This window comes from Paenibacillus sp. MBLB1832 (genome assembly GCF_032271945.1).
Lineage (GTDB): Bacteria > Bacillota > Bacilli > Paenibacillales > NBRC-103111 > Paenibacillus_E > Paenibacillus_E roseopurpureus.
In genome coordinates this window covers 57,218-83,034 of the sequence record NZ_CP130319.1, presented here as the reverse complement: position 1 = coordinate 83,034, position 25,817 = coordinate 57,218, and the positions used below count along the sequence as shown (strand labels likewise).

General features: G+C 49.3%; 29 protein-coding genes. 2 read left to right on the top strand and 27 right to left on the bottom strand.

The genetic code is table 11. The features are described 5' to 3' along the window. Window positions 1-161: 161 nt before the first annotated feature. From spoIIID to MJB10_RS00335, 15 genes are all read right to left on the bottom strand, one after another. Entirely contained in the window at window positions 162-452 is a 291-nt protein-coding gene (gene spoIIID / locus MJB10_RS00405; protein ID WP_314800420.1) for a sporulation transcriptional regulator SpoIIID, read from the bottom strand. 229 nt (window positions 453-681) lie between these two features. Then, window positions 682-1,422, bottom strand: coding sequence for a M23 family metallopeptidase (locus MJB10_RS00400; RefSeq protein ID WP_314800418.1), 741 nt, complete (start codon window positions 1,420-1,422; stop codon window positions 682-684). Between the two features lie 83 nt (window positions 1,423-1,505). Next, window positions 1,506-2,558, bottom strand: a complete 1,053-nt coding sequence (gene spoIID, locus MJB10_RS00395; protein ID WP_314800417.1) for a stage II sporulation protein D — start codon at window positions 2,556-2,558, stop codon at window positions 1,506-1,508. Window positions 2,559-3,016: 458 nt separating this feature from the next. Next, window positions 3,017-4,336, bottom strand: coding sequence for a UDP-N-acetylglucosamine 1-carboxyvinyltransferase (gene murA / locus MJB10_RS00390; protein ID WP_314800415.1), 1,320 nt, complete (start codon window positions 4,334-4,336; stop codon window positions 3,017-3,019). A 255-nt stretch (window positions 4,337-4,591) separates the two neighbouring features. Further along, the gene (locus tag MJB10_RS00385; protein WP_314800413.1) at window positions 4,592-4,852 is read right to left on the bottom strand and encodes a DUF1146 domain-containing protein; all 261 of its coding nucleotides are present in this window, start codon (window positions 4,850-4,852) and stop codon (window positions 4,592-4,594) included. Window positions 4,853-4,873: 21 nt separating this feature from the next. Further along, the gene (locus tag MJB10_RS00380; protein ID WP_314800412.1) at window positions 4,874-7,402 is read right to left on the bottom strand and encodes a S8 family serine peptidase; all 2,529 of its coding nucleotides are present in this window, start codon (window positions 7,400-7,402) and stop codon (window positions 4,874-4,876) included. A 199-nt stretch (window positions 7,403-7,601) separates the two neighbouring features. Next, window positions 7,602-9,080, bottom strand: a complete 1,479-nt coding sequence (locus MJB10_RS00375; protein WP_314805428.1) for an NADH-quinone oxidoreductase subunit N — start codon at window positions 9,078-9,080, stop codon at window positions 7,602-7,604. A 37-nt stretch (window positions 9,081-9,117) separates the two neighbouring features. Beyond that, window positions 9,118-10,740, bottom strand: coding sequence for a complex I subunit 4 family protein (locus tag MJB10_RS00370; protein WP_314800411.1), 1,623 nt, complete (start codon window positions 10,738-10,740; stop codon window positions 9,118-9,120). Then, window positions 10,730-12,658 (bottom strand): NADH-quinone oxidoreductase subunit L, encoded by a 1,929-nt coding sequence (gene nuoL / locus MJB10_RS00365; protein WP_314800410.1) that lies wholly within the window; start codon window positions 12,656-12,658, stop codon window positions 10,730-10,732. Before nuoL ends, MJB10_RS00370 begins: the two co-directional genes overlap by 11 nt. A 15-nt stretch (window positions 12,659-12,673) precedes the next feature. After that, on the bottom strand, window positions 12,674-12,985 hold the full coding sequence (gene nuoK / locus MJB10_RS00360) for an NADH-quinone oxidoreductase subunit NuoK (protein ID WP_314800409.1): 312 nt from the start codon (window positions 12,983-12,985) through the stop codon (window positions 12,674-12,676). Window positions 12,986-12,988: 3 nt separating this feature from the next. After that, window positions 12,989-13,519, bottom strand: coding sequence for an NADH-quinone oxidoreductase subunit J (locus MJB10_RS00355; RefSeq protein WP_314800408.1), 531 nt, complete (start codon window positions 13,517-13,519; stop codon window positions 12,989-12,991). Continuing rightward, window positions 13,512-13,964: an NADH-quinone oxidoreductase subunit NuoI gene (gene nuoI / locus MJB10_RS00350; protein WP_314800406.1), complete on the bottom strand. Its 453-nt coding sequence runs from the start codon at window positions 13,962-13,964 to the stop codon at window positions 13,512-13,514. Before nuoI ends, MJB10_RS00355 begins: the two co-directional genes overlap by 8 nt. Window positions 13,965-14,018: 54 nt before the next feature. Beyond that, complete coding sequence (nuoH, locus tag MJB10_RS00345; protein WP_314800404.1) at window positions 14,019-15,023, bottom strand: NADH-quinone oxidoreductase subunit NuoH; 1,005 nt, start codon at window positions 15,021-15,023, stop codon at window positions 14,019-14,021. Continuing rightward, on the bottom strand, window positions 15,023-16,123 hold the full coding sequence (locus MJB10_RS00340) for an NADH-quinone oxidoreductase subunit D (RefSeq protein WP_314800403.1): 1,101 nt from the start codon (window positions 16,121-16,123) through the stop codon (window positions 15,023-15,025). Before MJB10_RS00340 ends, nuoH begins: the two co-directional genes overlap by 1 nt. A gap of 3 nt (window positions 16,124-16,126) precedes the next feature. After that, window positions 16,127-16,495, bottom strand: a complete 369-nt coding sequence (locus MJB10_RS00335; RefSeq protein ID WP_314800401.1) for an NADH-quinone oxidoreductase subunit C — start codon at window positions 16,493-16,495, stop codon at window positions 16,127-16,129. A 28-nt stretch (window positions 16,496-16,523) separates the two neighbouring features. Here MJB10_RS00335 and MJB10_RS00330 point away from each other — a divergent pair, with 28 nt between their 5' ends. Further along, window positions 16,524-17,084 carry a hypothetical protein gene (locus tag MJB10_RS00330; RefSeq protein ID WP_314800399.1) on the top strand — a complete coding sequence of 187 codons (561 nt, stop codon included), beginning with the start codon at window positions 16,524-16,526 and terminating at the stop codon, window positions 17,082-17,084. Here MJB10_RS00330 and MJB10_RS00325 read toward each other — a convergent pair. Further along, a complete protein-coding gene (locus tag MJB10_RS00325; protein ID WP_314800398.1) occupies window positions 17,020-17,538 on the bottom strand; it encodes a NuoB/complex I 20 kDa subunit family protein in 519 nt (172 codons plus the stop codon). The two genes, MJB10_RS00330 and MJB10_RS00325, sit on opposite strands and share 65 nt — an antisense overlap. After that, a complete protein-coding gene (locus MJB10_RS00320) occupies window positions 17,523-17,888 on the bottom strand; it encodes an NADH-quinone oxidoreductase subunit A (RefSeq protein ID WP_314805426.1) in 366 nt (121 codons plus the stop codon). Before MJB10_RS00320 ends, MJB10_RS00325 begins: the two co-directional genes overlap by 16 nt. A gap of 223 nt (window positions 17,889-18,111) precedes the next feature. Here MJB10_RS00320 and MJB10_RS00315 point away from each other — a divergent pair, with 223 nt between their 5' ends. Next, window positions 18,112-18,276, top strand: coding sequence for a hypothetical protein (locus MJB10_RS00315; RefSeq protein ID WP_314800397.1), 165 nt, complete (start codon window positions 18,112-18,114; stop codon window positions 18,274-18,276). 117 nt (window positions 18,277-18,393) lie between these two features. Here MJB10_RS00315 and MJB10_RS00310 read toward each other — a convergent pair whose 3' ends face one another. From MJB10_RS00310 to MJB10_RS00265, 10 genes are all read right to left on the bottom strand, one after another. Next, window positions 18,394-18,798, bottom strand: coding sequence for a F0F1 ATP synthase subunit epsilon (locus MJB10_RS00310; protein WP_314800396.1), 405 nt, complete (start codon window positions 18,796-18,798; stop codon window positions 18,394-18,396). A 46-nt stretch (window positions 18,799-18,844) separates the two neighbouring features. Continuing rightward, window positions 18,845-20,242: a F0F1 ATP synthase subunit beta gene (atpD, locus tag MJB10_RS00305; protein ID WP_314800394.1), complete on the bottom strand. Its 1,398-nt coding sequence runs from the start codon at window positions 20,240-20,242 to the stop codon at window positions 18,845-18,847. Window positions 20,243-20,290: 48 nt separating this feature from the next. After that, on the bottom strand, window positions 20,291-21,148 hold the full coding sequence (gene atpG / locus MJB10_RS00300; protein WP_314800391.1) for an ATP synthase F1 subunit gamma: 858 nt from the start codon (window positions 21,146-21,148) through the stop codon (window positions 20,291-20,293). Window positions 21,149-21,269: 121 nt separating this feature from the next. Next, the gene (gene atpA / locus MJB10_RS00295; protein ID WP_314800388.1) at window positions 21,270-22,784 is read right to left on the bottom strand and encodes a F0F1 ATP synthase subunit alpha; all 1,515 of its coding nucleotides are present in this window, start codon (window positions 22,782-22,784) and stop codon (window positions 21,270-21,272) included. Window positions 22,785-22,816: 32 nt separating this feature from the next. Next, a complete protein-coding gene (locus tag MJB10_RS00290; protein ID WP_314800386.1) occupies window positions 22,817-23,350 on the bottom strand; it encodes a F0F1 ATP synthase subunit delta in 534 nt (177 codons plus the stop codon). Further along, window positions 23,347-23,832 (bottom strand): F0F1 ATP synthase subunit B, encoded by a 486-nt coding sequence (atpF, locus tag MJB10_RS00285; protein ID WP_314800384.1) that lies wholly within the window; start codon window positions 23,830-23,832, stop codon window positions 23,347-23,349. The genes MJB10_RS00290 and atpF overlap by 4 nt, the downstream gene beginning before the upstream one ends. A gap of 78 nt (window positions 23,833-23,910) precedes the next feature. Next, window positions 23,911-24,135 (bottom strand): F0F1 ATP synthase subunit C, encoded by a 225-nt coding sequence (atpE, locus tag MJB10_RS00280; RefSeq protein ID WP_028556930.1) that lies wholly within the window; start codon window positions 24,133-24,135, stop codon window positions 23,911-23,913. A gap of 127 nt (window positions 24,136-24,262) precedes the next feature. Then, complete coding sequence (atpB, locus tag MJB10_RS00275; protein WP_314800378.1) at window positions 24,263-24,961, bottom strand: F0F1 ATP synthase subunit A; 699 nt, start codon at window positions 24,959-24,961, stop codon at window positions 24,263-24,265. Window positions 24,962-25,007: 46 nt separating this feature from the next. Continuing rightward, a complete protein-coding gene (locus tag MJB10_RS00270; RefSeq protein WP_314800376.1) occupies window positions 25,008-25,388 on the bottom strand; it encodes an ATP synthase subunit I in 381 nt (126 codons plus the stop codon). Window positions 25,389-25,406: 18 nt separating this feature from the next. Further along, complete coding sequence (locus MJB10_RS00265) at window positions 25,407-25,610, bottom strand: hypothetical protein (RefSeq protein WP_314800374.1); 204 nt, start codon at window positions 25,608-25,610, stop codon at window positions 25,407-25,409. Window positions 25,611-25,817 lie beyond the last annotated feature (207 nt).

Sequence of the window (25,817 nt, the reverse complement as noted above, 5' to 3'; positions counted from 1 at the left end):
TTATTAATCCTCCCTAAACCTACCGTCCATCCCGTGAAGAATCGGCGCTCTGATATACAGTTCTAATTATAAGCTAAATTCGCTATAAATGCATTATTTCCTCTTTTTCCGTGAATTTTCGACACAACCATATCTAGGAAGCGCTTCGGGATGTAGGTATCTTAGGACTTGACCGTAACCAGGCTTTCGGAAAGCTTCGGACTGCGGGTCTTACGATACTTGATTTTCGTCGCTTCTCCTCCCCTAAGGTGTCGAATGGACTTGTGATACTCCAGAATGTGCTTCACCTGATTAGCCAGGTCCGGGTTGATTTCCGGTAGTCTTTCCGTCAAATCCTTGTGCACCGTGCTTTTGGAAACGCCGAATTCCTTAGCAATGGTGCGAACCGTATTCTTGGTCTCGACGATACAGGTACCAATTTTAATGGTTCGCTCTTTGATGTAATCGTGCACTCCCCTCGCCTCCCTACTCGAGATAGTTTGGTAAAGTATATGAGGGGCATGACTAGATATTCTACGTAACCAAGCCTGACAAGCCTAATTCCCATATTTATTTTCAAAATAAAGGAGGAAATACGCCCTATGCTGCCTAAACTGGCTAATTTCATATGAAAAACAGGAAAAAGCAGCAGGATATGATCCCGCTGCCCTCTACCTATGTAGGCTCTTCGCCGTAATATTGTTATTGCTTCGCGTTCAACAGATTATCTGGGTTGAGCGCTGCGTTGTCGCTTGCTTGGCGAACCTCGAAGTGTAAGTGTACGCTTTCTTCTTTCTCGAAGTCATTTTTGCCAGCTTTCGCGATGATGTCGCCTGTCTTCACTTCTGTGCCTTTGGTCACTTTCACGTCGCTCAAGCTTTGATAAATGGAGATCAAGCCGTTTGCATGTGTGATTTCGACCAAATTACCAACAACCGGGTTGTTATCCACGGCAGTTACTTTACCGCCAAGAGCTGCAAGCACATCAAATGCTGCGCCGTCTTTGGCTTTTAAGTCAAGCGCGGTGTGCGGAGTCAGTGTACCGTCGATATACTCAATCAACGCCGCTTTCTTCACATCTGCCGATGCATTCGTGTCGTAGAACGGAATCCCCGTTTCGACAGCTGCTCTGTCTTTAACAGGCCATTGCAATGCTTCGGTTCTTCCGTTAACCGCAACAGCACCATCATGAGGCGCTTTCGGATTATCGGTTTGTTCATTGCTGCTAACCTTAATACCCAGATCTTCTTGGCTGACTGTTTTCGTTCCTGCTCCCTGGTACACCCACATTAAGGTTAAGATAATTGCTGCTGCTGCCACATACGTCGCTGGGAATACCCACTTCTTAGCAAGCAACCTCTTCCATGCAGATGTTGAACTTTGTGCTCCTTGAACAGTTTTAGGAGCTTCTTCCTTCTGAAAACCTTTGTTATTATCACTCATGGTTATCACCTCATCAACCATTCTTGACACATTCCAAGGTTTTATACTTGAAGAAAGATATTTTTATAGACATGGAGAGAGGATTACGATTTTTGCAGATAGGAGGATGCTTTTTCGATAGAGATGCCTGTGTAGTAATAGGTTACGATATCTTCCGCCGTCTTCCCTTCTTTCGCCATCCCGTTAGCGCCCCACTGACTAAGACCCACACCATGCCCGTACCCGTAGGTCGTGATCGTAATTTGAGAGCCTGACCATTTCCACGCAAATTGTGAAGAGGCTAAGCCTAGCTTTTCCCGCACCTCGCGTCCCGAAAATAGTTTACCCCCGATCGTCATACTTAGAATTCGATGCCCCGTTGACCACTTGAGCACTTTCATACCTTTGGCACTCGTATCCGTCGTTGCAATGCTAGGCACACCTAATTTCTGAAGCATCGTCTTATAGCTGAGCGTGACACTCTCTTGATAGTGGGAGGACAGCTTAATATCCCAGGGACTTGGCACACTGCGGAGGTAGGGGCTCTTGAACGGCCAGTACTCTTCCGAATTCTCGGTATAGCCATTGCTTGTTGAGAAAAAAGTGGCATTAATCGGCTCATGCGCGTATGTGAGGATTTGATCTTTGGTTTCATTCACTGCTCTATCGATCTTCGCCATATTCGCCTCATATGAGCCCTTGACCCACTTCTCTTTCAGTTCTTGATCGGTGAGATAAGCTTGATGAGCAGTCGTATCGGTAACTAGCGCATCTTGGACAGGCATGTTGCTATAATCCTTCTCTAGCACGCGCCGCACCACATACGTTCTCGCGGCCATGGCCTGTGCCTTCAGTGCCTCCAGCTCGAATTCAACTGGCATTTCTGCGGCAAGTACGCCTCTTACATACTGCTCTAGCGGAACGGTTTGTACTTTCGCTTGCTTCGTTAAATAGACGGGGATCATGAGCCCTTGCTCGCTGCTAGCCCCTTGAAGTTCACTGTTTAATACGGGAGCGGGGCTCACTTCGCTGTTTGAAATCTTGTTGACTAGCAATCCAGGCACGATGATAGTGACACACAACATGGAAGATAAGCAAACAGCCATCCACAGGATGACTTCTTTTCTTACTCGCAGGACGCGTTTCTTTTTGAACATAAGTCTGGGCAGCCTCCATTAGCGCGTTTACTAGCAGCGATTTTGGTATGACTTAGCTTATGAGAGGCGGTGCTAGAATAGAACTCGAAAGAGGCGGGGTGGCGGGTTAATAGGCAGAGGGGACGAGCGGTTGCTAGGATTCAAGCTATCTGGCAAATACCGCTCCTATTAGAGAGCGGCTAGCCGTAGACGGATGATAAGCAAGCTAAGCTTGCCTATTCATCTGCTCGACGAGGCATTTCGGCGAAGTAAGACCATGGCGAGTGCTTATGCATGACCTAACGTTACGCCAGATTCGCCAGAGGGTGCAAATAAACACTCGTAGCTTGCTTATCTCCCCTACTAGCGGGATTTCCAGGAAATAAGCAACTTTGATTGCCTTATTCGCGCAGCCGATCGATGGCGTCTCCAGCAAACAAAAAGAACCACCAGGGCACGCCCCGATGGTTCCTCCTTATTTAAGCAAGCGTCGGCTGAACATTAAAAAAGCCAAGCTCCGCTGCCTCTTGTTCGATCTCTTGCGGTACCGAGCGATGAATATCAGCGCCTAGTTCACGCAGTACGTCTGTAATATCCACATAGCCGCGATCAATATGGTGAACGCCCGTAATTTCGGTCTCACCCTCCGCAGCCAAGGCTGCGAGGATCAACGCTGCGCCAGCACGCAGGTCTGTTGCACATACCTTCGCACCGCGAAGTTTGGAGTTCCCGCTCACAATGGCTGTACGTCCATCCACTTTAATGCTTGCATTCATATTCGCGAACTCCTCCACATGCATGAATCGGTTCTCGAATACCGTCTCCGTTACAAGGCTCGTTCCGTCCGCCACCATCAGCAGCGCCATCATCTGCGACTGCATATCGGTTGGGAAGCCTGGGTACGGCAGTGTTTTCACATCAACAGCGCGAAGCGGTCCTGTTGCGCGCACACGAATACCGTTCTCGTCTTCTTCAATCGTGACGCCCATCTCCTGCATTTTGGAAATAACAGGACGCAAATGGTCGCCGATTGCACCTTCCATGTAGAGCTCACTGCCTGTAATCGCGGCAGCAATCATGTACGTGCCCGCTTCAACGCGATCTGGAATAACCGTATGTACGGCACCGCGCAGCTTTTCAACACCTTCAATACGAATAACACCCGTGCCCGCACCGCGTATCACAGCGCCCATCGCATTCAGGTAATTCGCCAAATCCACGATTTCCGGCTCTTTCGCCGCATTCTCAATGGTGGTTGTTCCCTCTGCGAGGGTTGCTGCCATCATGATATTCTCGGTTGCGCCTACACTGGCTACATCCAAATAAATCTTGGCACCCTTCAGGCGCCCTTTCACTCTTGCTTCGATAAAACCTTGACCCAGTTCAATATCAGCACCCATTGCTTCAAAGCCTTTGAGATGCTGGTCAATCGGTCTTGTGCCGATCGCACAGCCGCCAGGAAGCGAGATTCTCGCTTGACCCAGTCTAGCTAACAAAGGACCCATCACGAGGAACGAGGCTCTCATTTTACGAACGAGATCATAAGAAGCTTCACAGGTTGTAATATGCGCTGCCTTCACTCGAATGGTCTGACGATTATATTCGACGCCAATCCCCAAACTTTGCAACACTTTATTGATGACTAGTACATCGTCAAGGGGAGGCGCATCATGGATGACGCTTTCACCTTCCGACCCCAGAATGGAAGCTGCAATAATCGGCAGTACCGCATTCTTTGCTCCGTTAATTTTCACATTGCCAGCTAACTTTCGACCACCGCGGACGATAATTTTGCTCATCATGGTCCCTCCGCGCACTTATTTTATAAGACAGGTTTCGCACATTTCTTAAGTTTATCATTTGGAGCCACTTCGATACAACTGTGTTCTTTTGGTATTCAGAGGGGCCCTATATACTGTTCGAGGGCCATTCTGATTTTCATTCCGTTCTATTATCCATTGTTGACAACAAACTTCAGCATTATTCGGGAATAGGTTTATCGCCAATAAGAATTTGTTCATCCGAGTATCGGAAACTTATAAATTCTTATGTGGTCAAAATAAACGGCTAAAGCTCATGGACAGTCCCAAATATTGAATGAAAAAGCTAGCCACCAAATGCCCCAGTCCAATGGCAAGAAGAATCTGCAGCATGATCGCCTGTGCGGCTTTGGGCCTTTTGAGCAAGATATCGAAGCGGAACGACTGCAGCGACCACCAGGCCAGACCAATGCATACGATGTAGACCGTTATATTTACTATATTCATCAATGACGCATATTGCGCCAGTCCACTCCATTGATCTGCTTCGCCCATTAGTGGCCACTCTCCCCGATTTTACCGATTTATTACTTTCGCCAGCATGGTTACGAACTCAGCCCGTGTCGCTTGCTCTTCAGGACGGAATGTACCGTCAGGAAACCCGCTGACCCATCCATCCGCCGACATTTGCTTCAGAATACCAACACCCCAATATGACTCGCTAACATCGCTAAAAGGGGAATTGCCTCGCCGCTTTCCAGTCATGTTCATCGCGCGCGCAAGCATTTGCGCCATTTCCATGCGGGTTAGCTTGCCGTCTGGGTCGAACGTGCCGTCGGGATATCCCTCCACGATTGACGCTTGAACAGCTTTGGCGATGTCCGCATACGCCCAATGGGAAGCGGCAACATCCGTAAAGCGCAGCTCATCGCGCTTGGTTAAATGCAGCGCGTGTGACAGCACGGTAGCCGCCTCTGCTCTCGTAATAGACTGATTCGGTGCAAACTGATAATTGCCATAGCCGCTTATCACCCCTTGCTCCGTCATCTGACTGATGGCTCCCTGCGCCCAATGCCCAGCAATATCGACATACCCGCTGACAAGACCGTAGCTATTCAACTGCAAACGATACATTTGACTCATGAACCATTGATTCGCTTGCAGCTTGATATAGTATATGCCTTCTTTTAAAGGTTTTTCGAAATTAAGTTGATCGGAGCCACTTTCACTTCGATAGGTCCCTAGCTCGTCAAGAGAACTGTTGTATAACGTCGCGTACAGCGTTCGGGAAACTGGAATATTCGTAAGTCTCACTTGTGCCAAACTCTCCGAATCCAAGCGGAATTCGAACCAATCGACATCTTCATTCCTGTGAAAAACACCTTCATAACCCGCATTCATCGCGGCAAAGGTAGCCTGATACGATTTATCATTGGGCTCGTTCGGATCAATCAACTTCGGTGTATATTCGATTTCCAGCGCATATTCACCCGTAATGGGCCCGGAATAATCCTTCGTATTGCTGACACGAATGTAATACTGCCCTGGAAGCACCTCCATGAGCGGGCTGATTTCAATACCACCATCCTCCGCTTGATCGATCGTCGTCGCCTTCTCCCCTTCCTTCTGGATGAGGAGCATCGGATCGATTCGGCCTGTATCTGTGGACAGACGAATCCGCATCGTACCTGAATGCTCCAGTATTAACGCGAACCAGTCGAGATCGCCTTTCTCATGGAATGTTCCTCGAATCGTCTGGCTGCGCTCTGGCAAGGTAAACGCTTTGTACTGCTTATCATTATCCTCGAAGGGATCGGTATAAATAACGAAGTCGGTCCCCAGCTCATAATTCAATGCGGTCTTCCGATTACGATCAACGTTCTCCAGCTTCACATACGTGCGCCCTTTGGTCACCGTTACGGTGAAAGGCTGTGTATCGCCATCCTCACGGCTGGCTCTGAAGCTCTGCCCCGAATCGAAGGTGGCACGTATGCTGCCGCCCTCCTCGGGCTGCACCCACAATTGAATGGCGCCATCATAGGCTGCATCAATAGCGTACCAATCCTGATCTGACCCTGAGCTCAGATTCGCCTTCACGGCGGTATGATTCGGTAAGGAAGCCGCTTGCCCCACCCCATCATTGGGTTCGAAACGATCTTGCTTGTAGGGATCAGTCAACGCTTTCTCAATGTTCAACAAGCCGTAGCCCGTCTGGGCATCCCAGCCTTTGGTCAGCAAATCCTGCGCGCTTTGCTCCAGCTGCGACCGCACTTGATACGCGGTCATCGCTGGGTATTTGCCCCAGACCAATGCCGCTGCCGCGGCTACCTGCGGCGCTGCCATGGAACTGCCGTCTTGATACTGATAGCCGCCGCCCATGGCGGTCGTATACACGTCCCAAGGCGCCATCAAATCAAGCTCGGGACCATTGTTGGAACGCGGGTCCGGCTGTTTATCGGGACGAACGCCGCCTACCGCCAATGCGGTAGGGTAAGCAGCCGGATATTTTACACTCGTGCTTTCATTGCCAACGGCGGCAACTAATAATACATTATGATCCTCGGCATACTGGACAATACTTGCTAAGTAATCCGAATATTTGTTCAATCCAAGGGAAAGCACAACAATCTTCGCGCCATGATCGACGGCGTATTTAATGCCTTCACCCAGCTTCGCTTCGCCGCCGGTTCCATCGGATTCCAGCGCCTTAATCGGCATGATCTTAGCGTTCGGCGCGATGCCTGTAATCCCTTTATCATTATTCATCACAGCGGCGATCAAGCCAGCAACATTGGTTCCATGTCCATTGTCATCATTAGGCTTCTGGCTCGGTTGAAGCAGATTGGCTCCCTCCACCAAATTGCCGATCAAATCAGGATGACGCAAGTCAACGCCCGTATCCACAACGGCCACCACAATCGGTGAGCGTGAATCCCCAGCAGCTGCCCAAGCTTGATCCAGACGAATCATATCCAAGTACGTCTGTTTCACTCGCATCGGATCTGTGGAGGGCTTATAAGCCGCCTCCGCATTCGCTGCGAACACGCTGAGTCCGAGGACGAACAGCATGAGTACCATGACCCCTATTTTGCGTTTATCTATCATTCCATCAGGTCCTTTATCCCCAAATTACGTCTCAAACCAAATGCACTTCTCTATCTATACCACATTCGGGTATCCTCTCGATACCTATAACGGTTTTTCTTCGCAAAAAGTTCAGATATTCAGAAAATATTTTTTGGCAATACCAAAAAAGGCCTCCCCCACTTCTTACGCAGGGAAGGCCTTCGGGTAACACCGTTTTTTACGAAATGATAAAATCCTTCGTCAATGTAAAAATGCTTTCAATGGCTTTCAGCACCATATGTGGAACAACGCCGAGCGCCACGCTGATGAGCGCACACAACCAGACGGTAATCCCTAATGGAGCGGACACTTTGATCGCGGCAGGCTCATAGTCGCTGCGCATGAACATTTGACGGACAATGCTGAAATAATAGTAGAACGAGACGACGCTGGTCGCGATCATCAACGACCCTAGCCAATACTGTTGCGTCTGCATCGTACCTAAAATGATGTACAGCTTTCCGAAGAATCCGCCAGATAGCGGAATGCCCGCTAAGGAGAGAATCAGCAGCACCATCGCGACCGCTGTTAATGGCGCGCGATAGTAAAGCCCTGCGAAGCCCTTGCCCTCTGTGTGGCCTTCGGCTTGTTCAATAATCATTAGCACCGCGAAGGCGCCGATGTTCATAAACAGGTAAGCGATCAAGTAAAAAATGAACTCGGAGAAGTTGGCATAATGCGTTGCCGAGAAATACGTCCCAATGGGCACGAGCAGATAGCCCGCATTCGCAATCCCTGAGTAGGCAAGCAATCGTTTCATGTTCGTTTGCTTCAACGCAACGAAATTTCCCACGACCATCGCAACGGCCGCCATGACGGAGATCGCCAAGAACACGTCAGACTGCAGATGCGATTCGCCGAAGTTGTTAAACCCGAACAGCACGTAGAACACGCGGAACAAAATGGCGAAGCCAGCTGCTTTGGACACAACAGCCAAGAAGGCTGTCACTGGCGTCGGCGCGCCTTGATACACGTCTGGTGCCCAGCTGTGGAATGGGGCCGCGGCGATTTTGAAGCCGAAGCCTGCCAGCAGCAGGAAGAACGACACGTAGAGCAGCGGCTCATACGACGCTACAAGAGAAGGCAATGCTTTACCAATTTCAAGCAAATTGGTCGAGCCCGCCATGCCATAGAGGAAGGACATGCCGTACAAGATGATGGCCGAGGAAATCCCGCCCATAACCAAATACTTGAAGGAGCCTTCGTTGGAGTTTTGATCCTTCTTCTTCATGGCAACGAGCAGGTAAGACGTGATGCTCAGCAATTCCAAGCCTACGTACAGGGTGATCAGATCCCCCGAAGAGGACATTACCATCGCGCCTAGCGCAGCAGGCAAATAGAAGTAATAGTATTCGCCGACATGCGGGATCGCATCTTCTTTCACGAAGCCGAGGCTCATGAAGACGATGAGTCCCGTACCGACTAACGTACATAATTTCAAAATATTCGAGAAATCGTCGATGCGATAGCTCTGATTCAGCAGCTGAATCGCTTCCTCTGGGTTCAGTTGCAGCACCACGAAGACCGCAGAAACCGCAATACCCGCAAGCGTCAACCAACCAATGATCGAACGATTCACGCGATTAGGCAGCACCAAATCCAAGAGAGATAGGATAAGCGCGGTCGCGACCAGCGCAAGCTCAGGGAGCAGATGCATCAAATCAGCAGCATGGAGTCTAATCTGTTCCACTGGACTACCCTCCTATCTTCCCGGCTACACTATGGATCAATTGATCCAAGCTGCCGATGGTTTGTTGTAGCGGCTGGCTCAGCACGCTTGGGTACACACCCAGCAAGAGAATGAACGCGACGAGGGTAATCATCGGCACAGCCTCGATGAAGCGTGCGTCGCGCATCCCTTGCTGCAGTAAGCTTGGCTGCTTAGGGCCGAACGTGATGTTCAATACCCCGCGCAGCACGTACACCGCTGCGAGAATGATCCCCAGTGTACCGATAATCGCGTACACACGGTGGTTCTCAAAGAGTCCGAGGAACGCGAGGAACTCACTGATGAAGCCGGATAAGCCAGGCAATCCGAGCGATGCCATACCCCCAATCAGCAGAATGCCGCTGATGAAAGGAATATTGCGAGCGAGACCGCCCAAGCGATCGAGCTGCGTGGTTTCGGTTCGCTCGTAGATGCTGCCGACGAGCAAGAACATCAGGGCTGAGATCAGACCGTGTGAGATGAGCTGGAACACGGCGCCCTGCAGACCTGAAATATTGAAAGCAGCGAGTCCCAGCAGGACGATGCCCATGTGGCTAATACTCGAGTAGGCCAGTACGAGTTTGAAATCTTTCTGAACCATGGCGAGCAGCGCACCGTACACGATGTTAATGACACCGAGGAGCGCAAGCACCCACGCCCACTGCTGGGCTTCCGCCGGGAAGAACAGGATCCCAAAACGGATGAGGCCGTAGGCCCCCATTTTCAGCAAAATGCCCGAGTGAATCATAACCACAGCAGGCGGAGCCTCTGTGTGCACTTTCAGCATCCACGTATGGAACGGGAAGATCGGCAGTTTGATCCCGAATGCGACCAAGAGCAGAATGAACACGGTCCATTTCATCGCTTGGCTCATGAAGAACGGTGTATTCGCTTGATTTACATAGGCTTCAGGAGCCTGCAGCAAATTGTGCGCAATCGTGTGAATATCACCGCTGTAGTAAATGATCGCTTCGGTTTGTGACGGGTCCTGGTTGAAGCCAGCCGTTGCCACCAGAATCAAGAAGGCAATCAGCATGATCGCTGAGCCCAATCCGTTGTAGAGCAAGAAGCGATTCGCCGCTTGTTCCCGATTCATATAGCCCCATATTCCGATCAAGAAGAACATCGGCACGAGTGTAATTTCGAAGAACAGGAAGAATAAGAACAGATCCTGTGCAAGGAAGACACCGAACATGCCTGTTTCTAGCAAAAGGAATAAGATGAAATACGTTTTCCAGCGTTTCTTAATGTACACCGACGCTAGAGCAGCCATTGTCGAAATTAGTGCCGTTAGGAAGACGAGCGGCAACGAGATGCCATCGACCGCTAACGAATATTTAAACTCGAAGAAAAATTTCGTAATCTGCTGTATCCCCTCGTGGTTCAGGGGCACTTTGATCCAATCGAGCGACTCTTTGTACTGCAGCGGATCCCCTTGATAGTTGTAGTCCACATACAGCCATGCGGCCAAAAACAGTGGAATTAGCGTTGTGACGATCCCCACCGTCTTGATCAGACGGCCTTTGTCTCCCCGAAGGAAGAGCAGAACAAGCACGCCGAGCAACGGCGAGAAGGCGATCATACTTAAAATAGGCAAGTTATCCGGCATGTAGGAACCTCCTTCCTGCGATGGCAAGGGCCAGAATCAGCATCCCCAGCAGCATGATGACGCCGTACGATTGCATCTGACCGTTTTGGAGTCGGGACCCGAGCCGTCCCAGACTTACCACGGTGAATGCGACCAAGCGTACGATTCCGTCGATGACGTAAATATCAAACAATTCCAAGATCACGCTTAAACCGCGAAGCGGTTTAACGACGACGGCTTCATAGATTTCATCAATGAAATATTTACGGTTAAGCAGCTTGTATAACCAAGGCGCTTTGCTCGAAACGACATCCCGTGGGATGGAGCGTTTCAAATAGATGAGGTAGCCCAGTCCGATACCCAACAAGCCCGCTAAGGTGGACAAAATAATGACCGTCCAATTCGCCGCCTCGTCGTGCTCCTGCCCTGTTAACCAATGACCCAGCCATTCATTGAATGGCGTATTTACGAAACCTGCTACAACGGCTAACGCAGCCAGAATAATGAGCGGTGCCGTCATCGTCGCTGGAGATTCATGCGGTTCATGCGTGTGTGCATGGTCGTGCGCATCATCGTGATCGTCATGATCGACATGCGCTTTGCCTCTAGACGCCCCCATGAACACAAGGAAGAAAAGACGTGACATGTAGAAAGCGGTGAAGAACGCCGCAATCACACCAACCCAGAACAGCAATTGGTTATGCTCATACGCTTCGGTTAAAATCATATCCTTCGACCAGAAGCCTGCGAATGGGAAAATACCGCATAACGCCAGCGTCCCGATCGCGAAGGTCCCCGTCGTAATCTTCATTTTGCGGGATAAACCGCCCATTTCGTTAATATCCTGCGTATGCACCGCGTGAATCACACTACCTGCGCCTAAGAAGAGCAACGCCTTGAAGAACGCATGCGTGAACAAGTGGAACATCCCCGACGTATAGGAGACGCCGATTCCCAGCGCCATCATCATGTAACCGAGTTGGCTGACCGTGGAGTACGCGAGAATCCGCTTTATATCGTTCTGCGCGATCCCGATCGTCGCAGCGAAGATCGCCGTGAATCCGCCCACATATGCCACAACGGTTAGCGCATCTGGCGACGCATGGAAAATGTCAAATGTCCGCGCCACGAGGTACACCCCAGCCGCAACCATCGTTGCCGCATGGATCAGCGCCGAGATCGGCGTTGGCCCTTCCATGGCATCTGGCAACCACGTGTGCAGCGGAAATTGACCCGATTTACCGATCGCCCCGACGAAAATCAGAACTGCAATCCAGGTGACGATCGTTGGGTCGATTTTACCCGTTGTAAAGGCATTATGTATCGATGTGAAATCAAGTGCGTGCCCTGGCATGTACAAGTACAGCAACAGGATCGCGATGAATAAGCCGACATCCCCGATGCGTGTGACGATGAATGCCTTTTTCGCCGCTGCCTTCGCCTCTGGTTTGAAGTACCAGAAGCCGACGAGCAAGAAAGAACAGACGCCGACAAGCTCCCAGAAGATGTAGAGTTCTAACATATTTTCTGCAATGACCAGACCTAGCATGGAGAACGAAAACAGCGCAATATACCCGAAAAACGTGTGTATCCGCTCGTCGCCCTTCATATAGCCCTTGGAATAAATGTTTACGAGCAGAGACACCAGGGTAACAATGACCAGCATCAGTGCGTTGAGGTTCGTGACCTCAAAGCCCATTTTCAGCGTAAAATCACCGACCTGCAGCCAGTTCATTTTATCCCACGTAAAATCTTCAACATTCCCGCCGATACGCTCCACGAAAATAAGAAAAGCGACAATAAACGAAAGCAGCATGGCAAAAATGCTAATGTAAATCCCGAGGTCCTTCAGTTGACGTCCCATCGCCGTAAGCGCTAGAAAAGCAATCAGCGGAAACAACGGAATGAGCCAGGCATATTGTGAATAGTCCGATACCATATCCTTGTTATCCTCCTAGCGCTTCATAGAATCCAAATCCGTAACATCCGCCGTACCTCTATTGCGGTAAATGGCGATCAAAATCGCAATCCCCACAGCCGCCTCAGCAGCCGCAATGGTGATATTGAAAAGGGAGAAAATTTGCCCCGTTAACGCGGGATGGTCCCCTAGCTTCGAAAACGCAATCAAGTTCAAGTTGACCGCATTGAGCATCAGCTCGATGGAGAGCAGGACGATCACCCCGTTCTTCTTCGTTAACGCGCCGTACAGTCCGATACAGAACAAAATCGCTGCCAACGTGAGATAAGGCGTAATGATAGTGCCCATGGGTTAATCCTCCTCTCTCTTCGCGACCACGATCGCCCCGATGAAGGCGACTGTCAGCAGAACGGACATAATTTCGAAAGGGATGACGTGCACATTATAGAGCAGCTTCCCGATTTCAAGCGTATTATCTTTCCCTACATCTAGGTTTTCCGATGAGACGAACGTCGACTTCTGAATTGCGTAGAACAGAACACCGAACAGTCCTACCGCGCCCAAAATGGCCAACCCTTCATGCCAAGGACGCTTTGGCCCTTCCTCTTCCTCTTGCCGATGCTTCGTCATCATAATGCCGAAAATCATCAGAATAGAGATCGCACCCGCATAAATCAACACTTGAACGAACGCCACAAATTCCGCTTCTAGAATGACGTACAGACCAGCCAAGCTGATGAACGTGAGGGCAACGGCGATGACCATATGAACGACTTTGGTAAAAGAGATCATAAAGATGGCCCCGCCAATGGCGAGCAGCGCGAAGATGAAGAACGCCCAACTCGTACCGCTAGATAGGAAATCGCCGAGTCCACTAAACATCTTTCTTTGCGCCCCCCTTCGGCATAGCCGAGTTGTTCTCTTGGCGAATATTTTGATTGTTGTTGTTCAGCCACTCCATGTTCTTGAACAAATCGTCACGACTGTAGCTGCTCAGCTCAAAATTGTTCGTCATCACGATCGCTTCCGTCGGACACACCTCTGTGCATAGGTCGCACAGAATGCAAATTTCGAAATTGATGTCATACGTATCGATGACCTTCCCTTTTTTCTCAGGGTCGGGATTCGCTTTCCCCGTTAACGTGATACACTCCGTTGGGCATACACGCGCACATTGATTGCACACGATGCATTTCTCGGGATCAAAGTGTTGAATACCGCGAAAGCGGTCCGGCATTTTGAGCGGAACGTCTGGATAAGCGTACGTAACCTTCTTCTGTGTTAAGCCCTTAAACGTGAAGCCTAAACCTTTCATAATGCCTTTCATGTGTTTCAGCTCCTTAAAGTTTTGCTAGAGCAAAACTGTCTTCGTAAGCACATTTTAGAAAATGGTCATAATGATCGCCGTTAACAGCATGTTAACCAGCGCCAGTGGAAGCAGCACTTTCCAGCCGAATCCCATCAGCTGATCGATGCGAACCCGTGGCAATGTCGCGCGCAGCCAGAACAAGAAGAACACCACAAGCGAGAATTTCAACAAGAACCAGATCACGCCTGGAATGAAATCAAGGAAACCGAACGGCGCATGCCATCCACCCAAGAAAATCAAGCTGATTAGCGATGCGATGACGAAGACATACACGTACTCAGCCAGCATATAAAAGGCGAAACGGAATCCGCTATATTCGACATGGTAGCCCGCAACGAGCTCAGATTCAGCTTCCGGCAAGTCAAACGGCGTCCGATTCAACTCAGATACACCCGCAATAACGAAAATAACGAAACCGAGAATCTGAGGAATGAAATTCCAGTGCCAGAAACCGCCTGTTTGGTGATCGACAATCGTATGTAGATTCAAGCTGCCTGTCATCATAATGACGCCAATCACGGAGATAACAAGCGGAACTTCATAGGAAATCATTTGTGCCGCTGAGCGCATACCGCCTAGTAACGCATACTTATTGTTCGAAGCCCAACCGCCAAGAATAATCCCAATGGTCGAGATGCCTGTCAGGGCGACATAGTAGAGCAGTCCCACGTCCAAGTTCGCATTGAACATCCGATCCGAGAACGGAATCGTCGCAATAATTGTAAAGGACGGAATGAATGTGATAATCGGTGCTAAAATAAAGAGCTCGCGCTCCGCTTTTTTGGGAATGGTATCTTCTTTAATCAACAGCTTGAGCACGTCCGCGACGCTTTGCAGCAACCCGAACGGCCCTGTTCGATTCGGTCCAATCCGCAGCTGCATCCAGCCGATGACTTTACGCTCGAAGTAAATGGCATAGGTAACGAAACCGAGTACGAGCAGCAGCATGACGATGCCCCAGAAAAGGAATACGAAGAAGTTCGTCCACGTTAGACTCTCCTCCAATAGATTGACCATTAGGCATCCACCTCTCCAACGACAATATCAATGCCGCCCAGAATCGTGATCAGATTCGTCATCGATTCTCCCACGAGCAGCTTAGGCAAAATTTGCAGATTCACGAAGGACGGTCTGCGGAATTTCAAACGGTACGGCTCTTGCTTGCCTCGGGAAATAATATGACAGCCGATTTCCCCGCGCGGAGATTCGATGGCTGCATAGATTTCGCCTTCTGGTGGGCGAATGACTCTCGGCACTTTGCCCATCGTTTCGCCACCCTCAGGGAACACGTCTAACGCCTGTTCCAAGATGCGAAGCGATTGTTTAATTTCTTCCATCCGGATTAAATAACGGTCATAGCAATCCCCGCCGCTGCGCACAGGCACATCGAACTGGAAGCGGCTGTACAGGCTGTACGGCTGTGTTTTGCGAATATCCCAGTCCACCCCTGTACAACGCAAGTTCGCCCCGCTAAGGCCATACGCAATGGCTGTCTCAGCATCATATTTGCCGACACCCTTGATCCTTGATAGGAAAATCTCATTGCCCGTCACGAGGGTGTGATATTCTTCTAATTTCCCGTACATATACGGTACGAATGCGCGCACCTTGTCAATCCAGCCCTCTGGCGCATCCCACTTCACGCCGCCAACACGCATGTAGTTGTACGTTAAGCGAGCACCGCATAATTCATTGAAGAAATCGATGATCATTTCCCGATCACGGAATGCGTACAAGAACGGGCTCATCGCGCCAATATCGAGTAAGTACGTGCCCCACCACACCATGTGAGAAGCGATTCGTTGCAGCTCCATCACGATCAAGCGCAGGAATTCCGCACGCTCTGGGACTTCGAGCCCCATCATTTTCTCGACGGCGTTCACTAACGCGTAGTTCGTCGTCATCGCCGAAACGTAATCCATGCGGTCGGTGTAAGGGATAATTTGGGTATAGCTGAGGTTCTCAGCCAATTTCTCTGTTCCTCTATGTAAGTAGCCCATAACGGGTATGGCTTCTCGAATGATTTCACCATCCAGCTTTACAATCACGCGGAAAACCCCATGCGTACTAGGATGCTGAGGGCCAACATTTAATAGGAGCTCTTCTGTCCGTAACACGTGCTACACCTCCGGGTCAAGCGGTTCGTAGTCTTTGCGCAGTGGATGACCCACCCAATCATCAGGCATCATGATGCGAACTAAGTGCGGATGGCCAGGGAAATCGATGCCGAAAAGGTCAAAGGCTTCACGCTCATTCCAGTTGGCTGTCGCCCAAACATCCGTTACCGACGGAATGCTTGGCTGCTCGCGGTCTGTCTTCACTTTCACACAATACTCCTGCTTGTGTGTAAGCGAAAGCAGATAATACGCCACCTCCAGGTGCGTTTCTTGATCCACCCCAGAGAGATTGCGCAAGTAATCGCAGCGCAACTCCTCGTGATCTCTAAGCGTTAGCGCGGCCTGCGGCCAGCGCGAGCTGTGAATGACCACGTAAGGGCGATGCGCGTCCCTTTCGTTGATGAACGCGTCGACGACGGCGTCTTCGCCTACGTCGGCCTTCAAGATCGCAACCAGCCGATCCAACAGCGGCTGGTTCGGTGATGGTTCCTTCGGCGCGGCTGGCTCCGCCGAGTCGGATTTCGCTCCGCGTGCTGCGGCACGCGCGGCGCGGGCTTCTGCTGCTGCCTGGGCTTTGGCCGCGGCGCGCTCCGCCGCCGCGTCGGACGCTGGCGCTGCAGCCGCTTCGGCGCCTGCAGCTCGCTCCGCGAGCTCTGCCGCAGGTGCGTCGCTTGGCTCGCTCGTCGTCTGCACGGCCGGATCAGCGGCCTGTATCTCCGCAGCGCGCTCTACATCCGCTTGCACGTCTGCGCTAAGCGGCGTCTTGCTCAATCGCGCCTCTGGGGTGAGCTCGCCAACCTCAGCAATCGCTTCATCTAGGGGCGATTCATTCACTTTACCATCCTCACCAACGGGAGGAGTTGGATCCACGGATTTCTCCGGCTTATTCTCCTCACTCATCGATTGGTCACCTGCTTCCCAGTCTTCGCCTCATAGCGAATCTTCTCCTGAAGCTTGTTGATCCCATAGATCAGCGCAGCCGGATTCGGCGGACAACCAGGGATATACACGTCAACGGGTACGATTTGGTCGACACCTTTGACAACCGAATACGACTTCACGTAAGGTCCGCCCGCCGTTGCGCAAGAGCCCATCGCAATGACCCACTTCGGTTCTGGCATTTGTTCATAAAGACGGCGCAGCAAAGGAGCCATTTTCTTCGTAACTGTCCCTGCTACAATCATGACATCTGATTGCCTTGGCGACGTACGGAAGATGACTCCGAATCGATCTAAATCATAGTGAGAACCGCCTGTTCCCATCATTTCAATGGCGCAGCAAGCTAAGCCAAATGTCAATGGCCATAGGGAATTACTGCGAGCCCAAGCTTTTACCTGCTCCAGCGTTGTCATAAATACATTGCGGTTTAATTCTTCCCGTTCCTCGGGAGTGATCGACTCTAGACTGAAGTCCATTGCAGCACCTTCTTCTTCCAAGCGTATATTAAGCCTATGGCAAGCAAGGCTACAAAAATACACATTTCTATTAAGGCAAACAAACCGAGCTTATCAAACGCGACAGCCCACGGATAGAGGAACACGGTCTCCACATCAAAGATGACGAACATCAAAGCAAACAAATAATAACGAATGTTAAACCGGATCTGCCCTTCACCTACAGGCTCATTACCACTCTCGTACGTCGTGTACTTCTCATCGATGGGTTTGCTCGGTCTTAACCATTTGCCAATCGTCAGCGCTGCAATGGGAAGAAAAACTCCTAAACCCAAAAAAACCGCTACGATTACATAGTTATTTGTATACATCATGTGAATGTAACCGCCTCCATTTCTGATTTGCATTCTTTGCTAGTTTAGCCAATTTGGTAATAATCACCTACATCAGTATAACAAAAAGGGGTTGGGGCGTCGACATTAATTCTTCCAAGCTATGAGTAGGATACCACCTAAACGGGGAATATTATTCATTGGGCATACGAGCTGTGTCCTATAAATCAAATTATTATGAATGAAAGGGTTGATCTTCCCCATGTCATCAGCTTCACAATCCAGTCATCAGCATAAGACGAATGACAAAGTAACCGAAACAGGCCGCTACCGCGATGCCGACGGGCAGAGCATAACATTAACGGCAGGGGATACGTTTCCTCCTTGTCCGAAAACAGGGCAATCCACCATCTGGCATCATGCTTAAAATGAAGCAATAACCGCACTGCTCCTCCTTCTTAGGAGGAGCAGTTTTTGCGTTTTCCACCTTCAGAAAACGCAAAAAAAGCGGAGGAACCAAAGCTCCCCCGCTTTTATCAACGATTTATTTCCCGGACACACCGATACGATTCATTGCTCTTTGTAAAGAAGCTTCAGCGCGTTTGAAATCCACGTTATCTTGCTTCGCGTCCGCAAGACGTTTCTCCGCACGCTCTTTCGCTGCTCTCGCACGATCGATATCGATTTGACCAGGCAGCTCGGCGCTTTCCGCCAAAATAACCACCTTATCCTTGCGCACTTCCATGAAGCCGCCATTCACTGCAAGAACTTCGTCTTTCGACCCTTGTTTCTTCACAGTAATCGGAGCGATTTTCAACGGTGTGACAAGTGGAATGTGATTCGGCAGAATTCCAAGCTCACCTTGGACACCCTTCACGCTAACCATGTTCACTTGTTCAGCATACACTGTGCGCTCTGGTGTTACAATTTCCAATAGGAATGTACTCACTTGGATTCTCCTTCCTAAGCTAACTTAGCGAGTATGCAAATGCAACTTATAGCGTTTTAGCTTTCGCAATAGCATCCTCAATTGTTCCCACGTTGTGGAAAGCAACTTCAGGAAGATTGTCGTGCTTACCTTCAAGAACTTCTTTGAAGCTGCGCACAGTTTCTTTCAATGGTACATACAAGCCTGGGAATCCGTTGAACGGCTCAGCAACGTGAAGCGGCTGAGACAAGAACAAACGAAGACGACGCGCACGAGTAACGACCAATTTGTCCTCATCAGACAACTCATCCATACCCAAGATCGCGATGATATCCAAAAGCTCTTTGTAACGTTGAAGAACTTGTTTAACACCTTGTGCTACTTTGTAGTGCTCTTCGCCAACGATTTCTGGCGTCAAGACACGGGAAGATGAAGCAAGTGGATCTACCGCAGGGAAAATACCTGCAGCTGCGATACTACGCTCCAAGTTCGTCGTTGCATCCAAGTGAGCGAAAGCCGTTGCAGGAGCCGGATCCGTATAGTCATCGGCAGGAACGTAAATCGCTTGAATGGAAGTAACGGAACCTTTTTTCGTGGACGTAATACGCTCTTGCAATTGACCCATTTCAGTTGCAAGCGTTGGTTGGTAACCTACCGCGGAAGGCATACGGCCTAGCAAAGCGGAAACCTCAGAACCTGCTTGTGTGAAACGGAAGATGTTATCGATGAAGAGAAGAACGTCTCTTCCTTCTTCGTCACGGAAATACTCAGCCATTGTCAAACCGGACAGAGCTACGCGAAGACGCGCGCCTGGAGGCTCGTTCATTTGACCGAATACCATTGCTGTTTTTGCAATAACGCCGGAGTCTTTCATCTCGTGGTAAAGGTCATTACCTTCACGCGTACGCTCACCAACGCCCGCAAATACGGAGATACCGCCGTGCTCTTGCGCAATGTTGTGAATTAGCTCTTGCATTGTTACCGTTTTACCTACGCCGGCACCACCGAAGAGACCAATTTTACCACCTTTTGCGTAAGGAGCCATCAAGTCAATAACTTTAATACCCGTCTCAAGAATCTCGGATTTTGTCGACAAGTTGTCGAATTTCGGAGCTTCTTTGTGGATTGGGCTGGAAAGTGTACGGTCAACTGTGTCGATGCCATCGATTGGATCGCCAACTACGTTGAATACGCGGCCCAGTGTCGCTGCACCAACAGGTACAGTGATTGGAGCGCCTTGGTCGACAGCTTCTGCACCACGGACAAGTCCGTCTGTAGAAGACATCGCTACGCAACGAACGAGGTTGTCACCGAGGTGAACAGCCGCTTCAACGGTAATCGAAACCGTTTGTCCGTTTTCTGTCTTTTCAATTTTGATTGCATTCAGAATTTCAGGGAGTTGTCCGCGCTCGAACTCAATGTCGACGACAGGCCCTGTAATATTCACAACGCGCCCTTTGCTCATGGTTTCCCTCCTAAGTAAAGCTTGTGTCTCCATCGAGACCGTTTATCATTAAGCGTTCGCGCTGGCACCGCTGACGATTTCCGCAATTTCTTGCGTAATTGCTGCTTGACGTGCACGGTTGTACGCTAGTGTGTAAGTGCTGATCATCTTCGTTGCATTTTTGGTCGCTGAGTTCATCGCTGTCATTCTCGCACCGAACTCACTCGCTTTACCTTCAAGCACTGCGCTGTAAATAATCGTTTCCGCATATTTCGGCAGCAATACTTCCAGTACGCCTTCCGCTGACGGCTCATACTCATAGCTAGCCGTTGTAGTACTCGTTACTTCCTCCATCGGAAGCAAACGAACCATGGTTGGCACTTGGCTGATCGCATTTTGGAACTTATTGTATACCAGGAACAACTGGTCGTACGAACCGTTCACAAAGTTGCTGACAGCTGAAGCAGCGATTGTTTTGATATCCGCGAAAGTCGGTGAATCTGGAAGACCTGTAACGTGTTGCACGATTGGCACATTGCGTTTCGTGAAGAAGTTATTTCCTTTACGACCGATCACGAAAACGGAGTATTCCGCCGTCGATTTATGTCTTTCACGAATTTCGTTCATTACTTTACGCAAAACATTCGCATTGTAGCCCCCTGCTAGACCACGGTCCGATGTAATAACCAAATAAGCGGTTTTCTTCACTTCGCGTGTTTGCAGCATCGGGTGCTTCACACCCTTGGTGCCTGCTGCGATGCTCGCAACAACTTCTTTCAACTTATCCGAGTAAGGACGAGCTGCTTCTGCTGCTTGTTGAGCTCGACGCAAGTTCGCAGCCGCGACCATTTCCATCGCGCGCGTAATTTGCTTCGTGTTTTGAGTAGATTTAATCTGGCGCTTAATCTCGCGCATTCCCTTTGCCATACCTGTCACCTCTCTTTTGAGGCCTTGGAGAGCCTTCATTCGAAGGCCTGATCTCAGGCGCCATGCAGCGCCCAATCTCAGGCATAACACGAACTGTCTGCTTCACGCAGACAATCAATTATTATTCAGAAACTGCGAAGCTCTTTTTGAACGTGTTGATTGCATCAACTAACGCTTTATCCGTATCCGCAGGAATGTCTTTCGTATCGCGAATGCTGTTCAAGATTTCTGCACGGTTAGATTCCAAGTAAGCCAAGAATTGCGCTTCAAAACGAGTAACGTCTTGAACTGGAAGATCATCCAAGTGGCCTTTAACAACTGTGTACAGGGAGCAAACTTGTTTCTCAAGGGAAAGCGGTTGGTTAACGCCTTGCTTCAAGATTTCAAGTGTACGAACCCCGCGATCAAGGCGCGCTTTAGTCGCTCTATCAAGGTCAGAACCGAACGCTGCGAACGCTGCAAGCTCACGGTATTGAGCCAAGTCAACACGCAGTGTACCAGCAACTTTTTTCATCGCTTTCGTTTGAGCGGAGCCCCCTACACGGGATACAGAGTTACCAACGTTAACCGCTGGACGCTGACCGGAGTAGAACAGGTCGGACTCAAGGAAGATTTGACCGTCCGTAATGGAAATTACGTTCGTCGGAATGTAAGCGGAGATATCGCCTGCTTGTGTTTCGATGAATGGAAGCGCCGTAATGGAACCGCCGCCAAGCTCATCATTCAATTTCGCAGCGCGCTCCAGCAAACGGGAGTGCAAGTAGAAAACATCCCCTGGATAAGCTTCACGACCTGGCGGACGACGAAGCAAGAGGGACAACTCACGGTAAGCCGCAGCTTGTTTGGACAAGTCATCGTATACGATCAAGACGTGCTCGCCTTTGTACATGAAGTACTCACCCATTGCGCAACCGGAGTATGGAGCTAGCCACAGCATCGGAGATGGCTCAGATGCAGAAGCCGTTACAACGATTGTGTAATCCAACGCGCCTGCAGCACGAAGTTTTTCAACAACGCCCACAACCGTGGATTGTTTTTGACCGATTGCAACGTAGATACATTTCACGCCGTTGCCTTTTTGGTTGATAATCGCATCGATTGCGATCGACGTTTTACCTGTTTGACGGTCACCGATGATCAACTCACGTTGACCGCGACCGATTGGAACCATCGCGTCAATCGCTTTGATACCAGTTTGCATTGGCTCATGAACGGATTTACGAGCCATAACGCCTGGTGCCATATTCTCAACAGGACGGAATTCCGTCGTTGCGATTGGACCTTGACCATCCACGGGCTGACCCAAGGAGTTCACGACACGGCCGAGAAGTGCTTCCCCAACAGGAACCTCCATAATACGTCCAGTACGTTTTACTTGGTCACCTTCACGGATATCTTTGTAAGGTCCGAGAATAACGATACCTACGTTGCTTTCTTCCAAGTTAAATGCATAGCCAAGTACGCCGTTTGGAAACTCAAGCAGCTCGCCTGCCATAACGTTTTCCAAGCCGTGAGCACGAGCGATACCGTCACCTACTTGGATAACAGTACCCACATCAACCACTTGGATATCGGAATTAAAGTTTTCAATCTGTTGCTTAATCAATAAGCTGATTTCTTCAGGTTTGATACTCAACGAACTTCACCCCTATTCTTACAGTGCTTGTGTTAAACTAAAGCTTTGGACAAACGATCAAGTTTGCCAGACAAACTTCCATCATATAAACGATCACCGATACGCACTTGAATGCCGCCGAGCAGCTTAGGCTCAACTGCATTGGTAACGCGAATCGTTTTACCTGTAATTTTGCTAAATTGGGAAGCCACTTCCGCTTGCTGAGCATCAGAAAGATGGGCAGCCGAGTAAACAACCGCAGTTGCTTGTCCAAGTGCCTCATTTGCGACCTTGGTAAACTCACCAACCAATGCATTCAGAATGGATTGTCTTCCTTTATCGATCAAGACCAGCAGCGTGTTCCACACCGGCTCGGAAACTTTGCCTTCGAAAATCTGCTTTAGCAAGCCCGTTTTCGTGGAAGTCCCGATGTTCGGATGGTTCAGGAACTTCTGCAAGTCTGCATTATCCCTAATCGCACTAGCTACAGATTTAAGCTCATCCTCAACTTGGGAAATAATATTCTTTTCCTTCGCTACTTCGAACAAAGCTTTGGCATAACGCTTCGCTACGACGATGTCACTCATACGTTGCCTCCTACCTCTTTGAGGTAATGCTCAACAAGTTCTTCTTGGGACTTCTCGTCGATTTGCTTTTCAATAATTTTGGAGGCGATCAGAACGGACATTGCGCCAACTTGGCTGCGAAGAGAAGCAATTGCTTTAGCCTTCTCATTCTCAATATCTTTCAATGCTTCGTCTTTCAGACGAACGGCTTCCGCACCAGCAGCATGAATAATATCATCCGCTTGCTTGGAACCTGTTTGTTTCGCTTGCTCAATAATTTCATAAGCTTCTTTACGAGTTTGTTGCAGCGCTTGTTTTTGTTCCTCTAACAGTTGATCAGCTAGCTTACGGCTGTCCTCCGCTGTCTGAATTTGTTCTTTCACTAACTGTCTGCGTTTTTCCATCATGCCAAACAGAGGACCAAACGCAAACTTAGAAAGAAGTACATACAAAATCAAAAACGCAACGATCTGTATAAAAAATGTGGACCATTCAATATGCAAGTAACGTCACTCCCTTCTGATAACGTGGGCAAAACGAAGGCGTGGTGGCAGCTACGGCCATCAACGCCAACCGATTTCTTAAGCTTTTCCCATAAAGATGAAAGCAAGTACCAATGCAACAACTGGCATAGCCTCAACTAGACCTACCCCGATAAACATTGTTGTTTGAAGTGTTCCACGAAGTTCTGGTTGACGGGAAATACCTTCCAAAGCGCGACCTACGATCAAACCGTTACCGATACCAGCACCAAGTGCTCCCAAACCAAATACGATACCTGCTGCTACTAATGCGATTGCTCCCATTGTAAAAAATCCTCCCTTAAACTCTTATAGTTTGTTTTGTTTTTTATAAGTGACTCGAGACTACCCGAGGTAAGTCTTGTTCTTAGCAGACTTTCGAAATAAAATATGCTAATTTCGGAAAGCTCCATTAATGCTCTTCTTCGTGAATCAACGTTTGCGAGATGTAAACCATCGTCAACATCGTGAAGACGAAGGCCTGAATTGCGCCTACGAACACAGAGAAGCCCTGCCATACAAATAACGGTGCAACGCCGAACCAGCCAGCTCCGATGATGACAGATATCATAATTTCACCTGCATAGATGTTACCGTAAAGACGGAAAGCGAGTGTCAGCGGCTTGGAGACAACTTCAATTAAGTGAAGAATCAACATAGCCCCTTTGTACTCAAAGTAATGCGCGAAGTAATGCTTGGTGTTGCGTGTAACCCCCAAGTAGTGACTGAGGAAGATTACAATGACAGTAAGCGCTCCTGTTACTGCGATATCAGCTGTCGGCGATTTCCACCAGGACACGTGATCTTCCGTTACGATTGAGAAAGGAAGGCCGAGCATGTTACCGATAAAAATGTACATGATGAGCGTAAGACCTAGTGCGATAAATCCCTTGCCGTGCTTGGAACCGATCGTGCTTCCAATAATGCCTTCTACAAACTCAATCGTCCATTCCATGAAGTTTTGAAGTTTCGAAGGATTCGCTACAGAAAGCTTACGGGTGCCTGCGAATGCAAGAATTAATACGATTAGCGTGGTTATACCGATCATCATCAATGCGGATGCATCAAAATGAAAGCCTAACCACTCAAATTCTGGTACATGATGTTCCATATTTTCCATTTTCACCCCTTTCACTCGTTGAAGTTACATCGTGGAATTACTTCTTCGATCTTTGATTAGAAAGAATACCCAGTACGAGTGTTACCAATTGAGCAAAAAAGTATCCAACAATTGTCGTGGTTAACGCAACTTGCTCGGGATACCTCACCGCTACCAAACCGGCAAAACCTGCGACTGCCGCCCTGGTCAAGAAACCGAGGGTTACCTTGCGTCCTTTCTGCTCTATCGCAGCTGCTGCCAGCTTGTTAATCTTCCAGGCTAAGAACCTTGCGTTAATCATACTGGCACATGCACCGAGCATAATGCCTGCAAAGTAAATCCGGTAATCGACAAGAAGCGCCCATGCAGCCAAACAAAAGGATAAAAAGAATAAGAATACATTTTGAACCGTTTTCAGAGTGGCCGAAAATTCGTCCATCATAGCCCTCCGTACTGCTTAATCATGAAGTAAATGCTGATGATACCCGATACAAGCCCCATCATAAATCCAACCAACAACCAGAAACTGTCCGCCTAGTGTGCCGCTCAACCAATCACCGAAGAAATAGCCAGCTGCCAAACATACGACAAGGTCTATGCCAATTGCACTAGTTAACGCTACTGCCCGCCAAGGATTATCATTGGAATTTGGCCGTTTCATCGCACCCTCCTCGGCGCTTTCCACCTGGGAAAACGCTTCACGTAGCCATACTGCTACGAATCCTCATTCATTGTATCGAAGCCATGCTAACTTTGTCAATTGACGGAACTTCATTTGTCACATCTCACAAAACTCCTTAGAGCCTTGCGGCTCAAGGGTTTGCGCGATTTGAAACCGAACAGTTCAACTGTACGCTGTAGCGTTTGT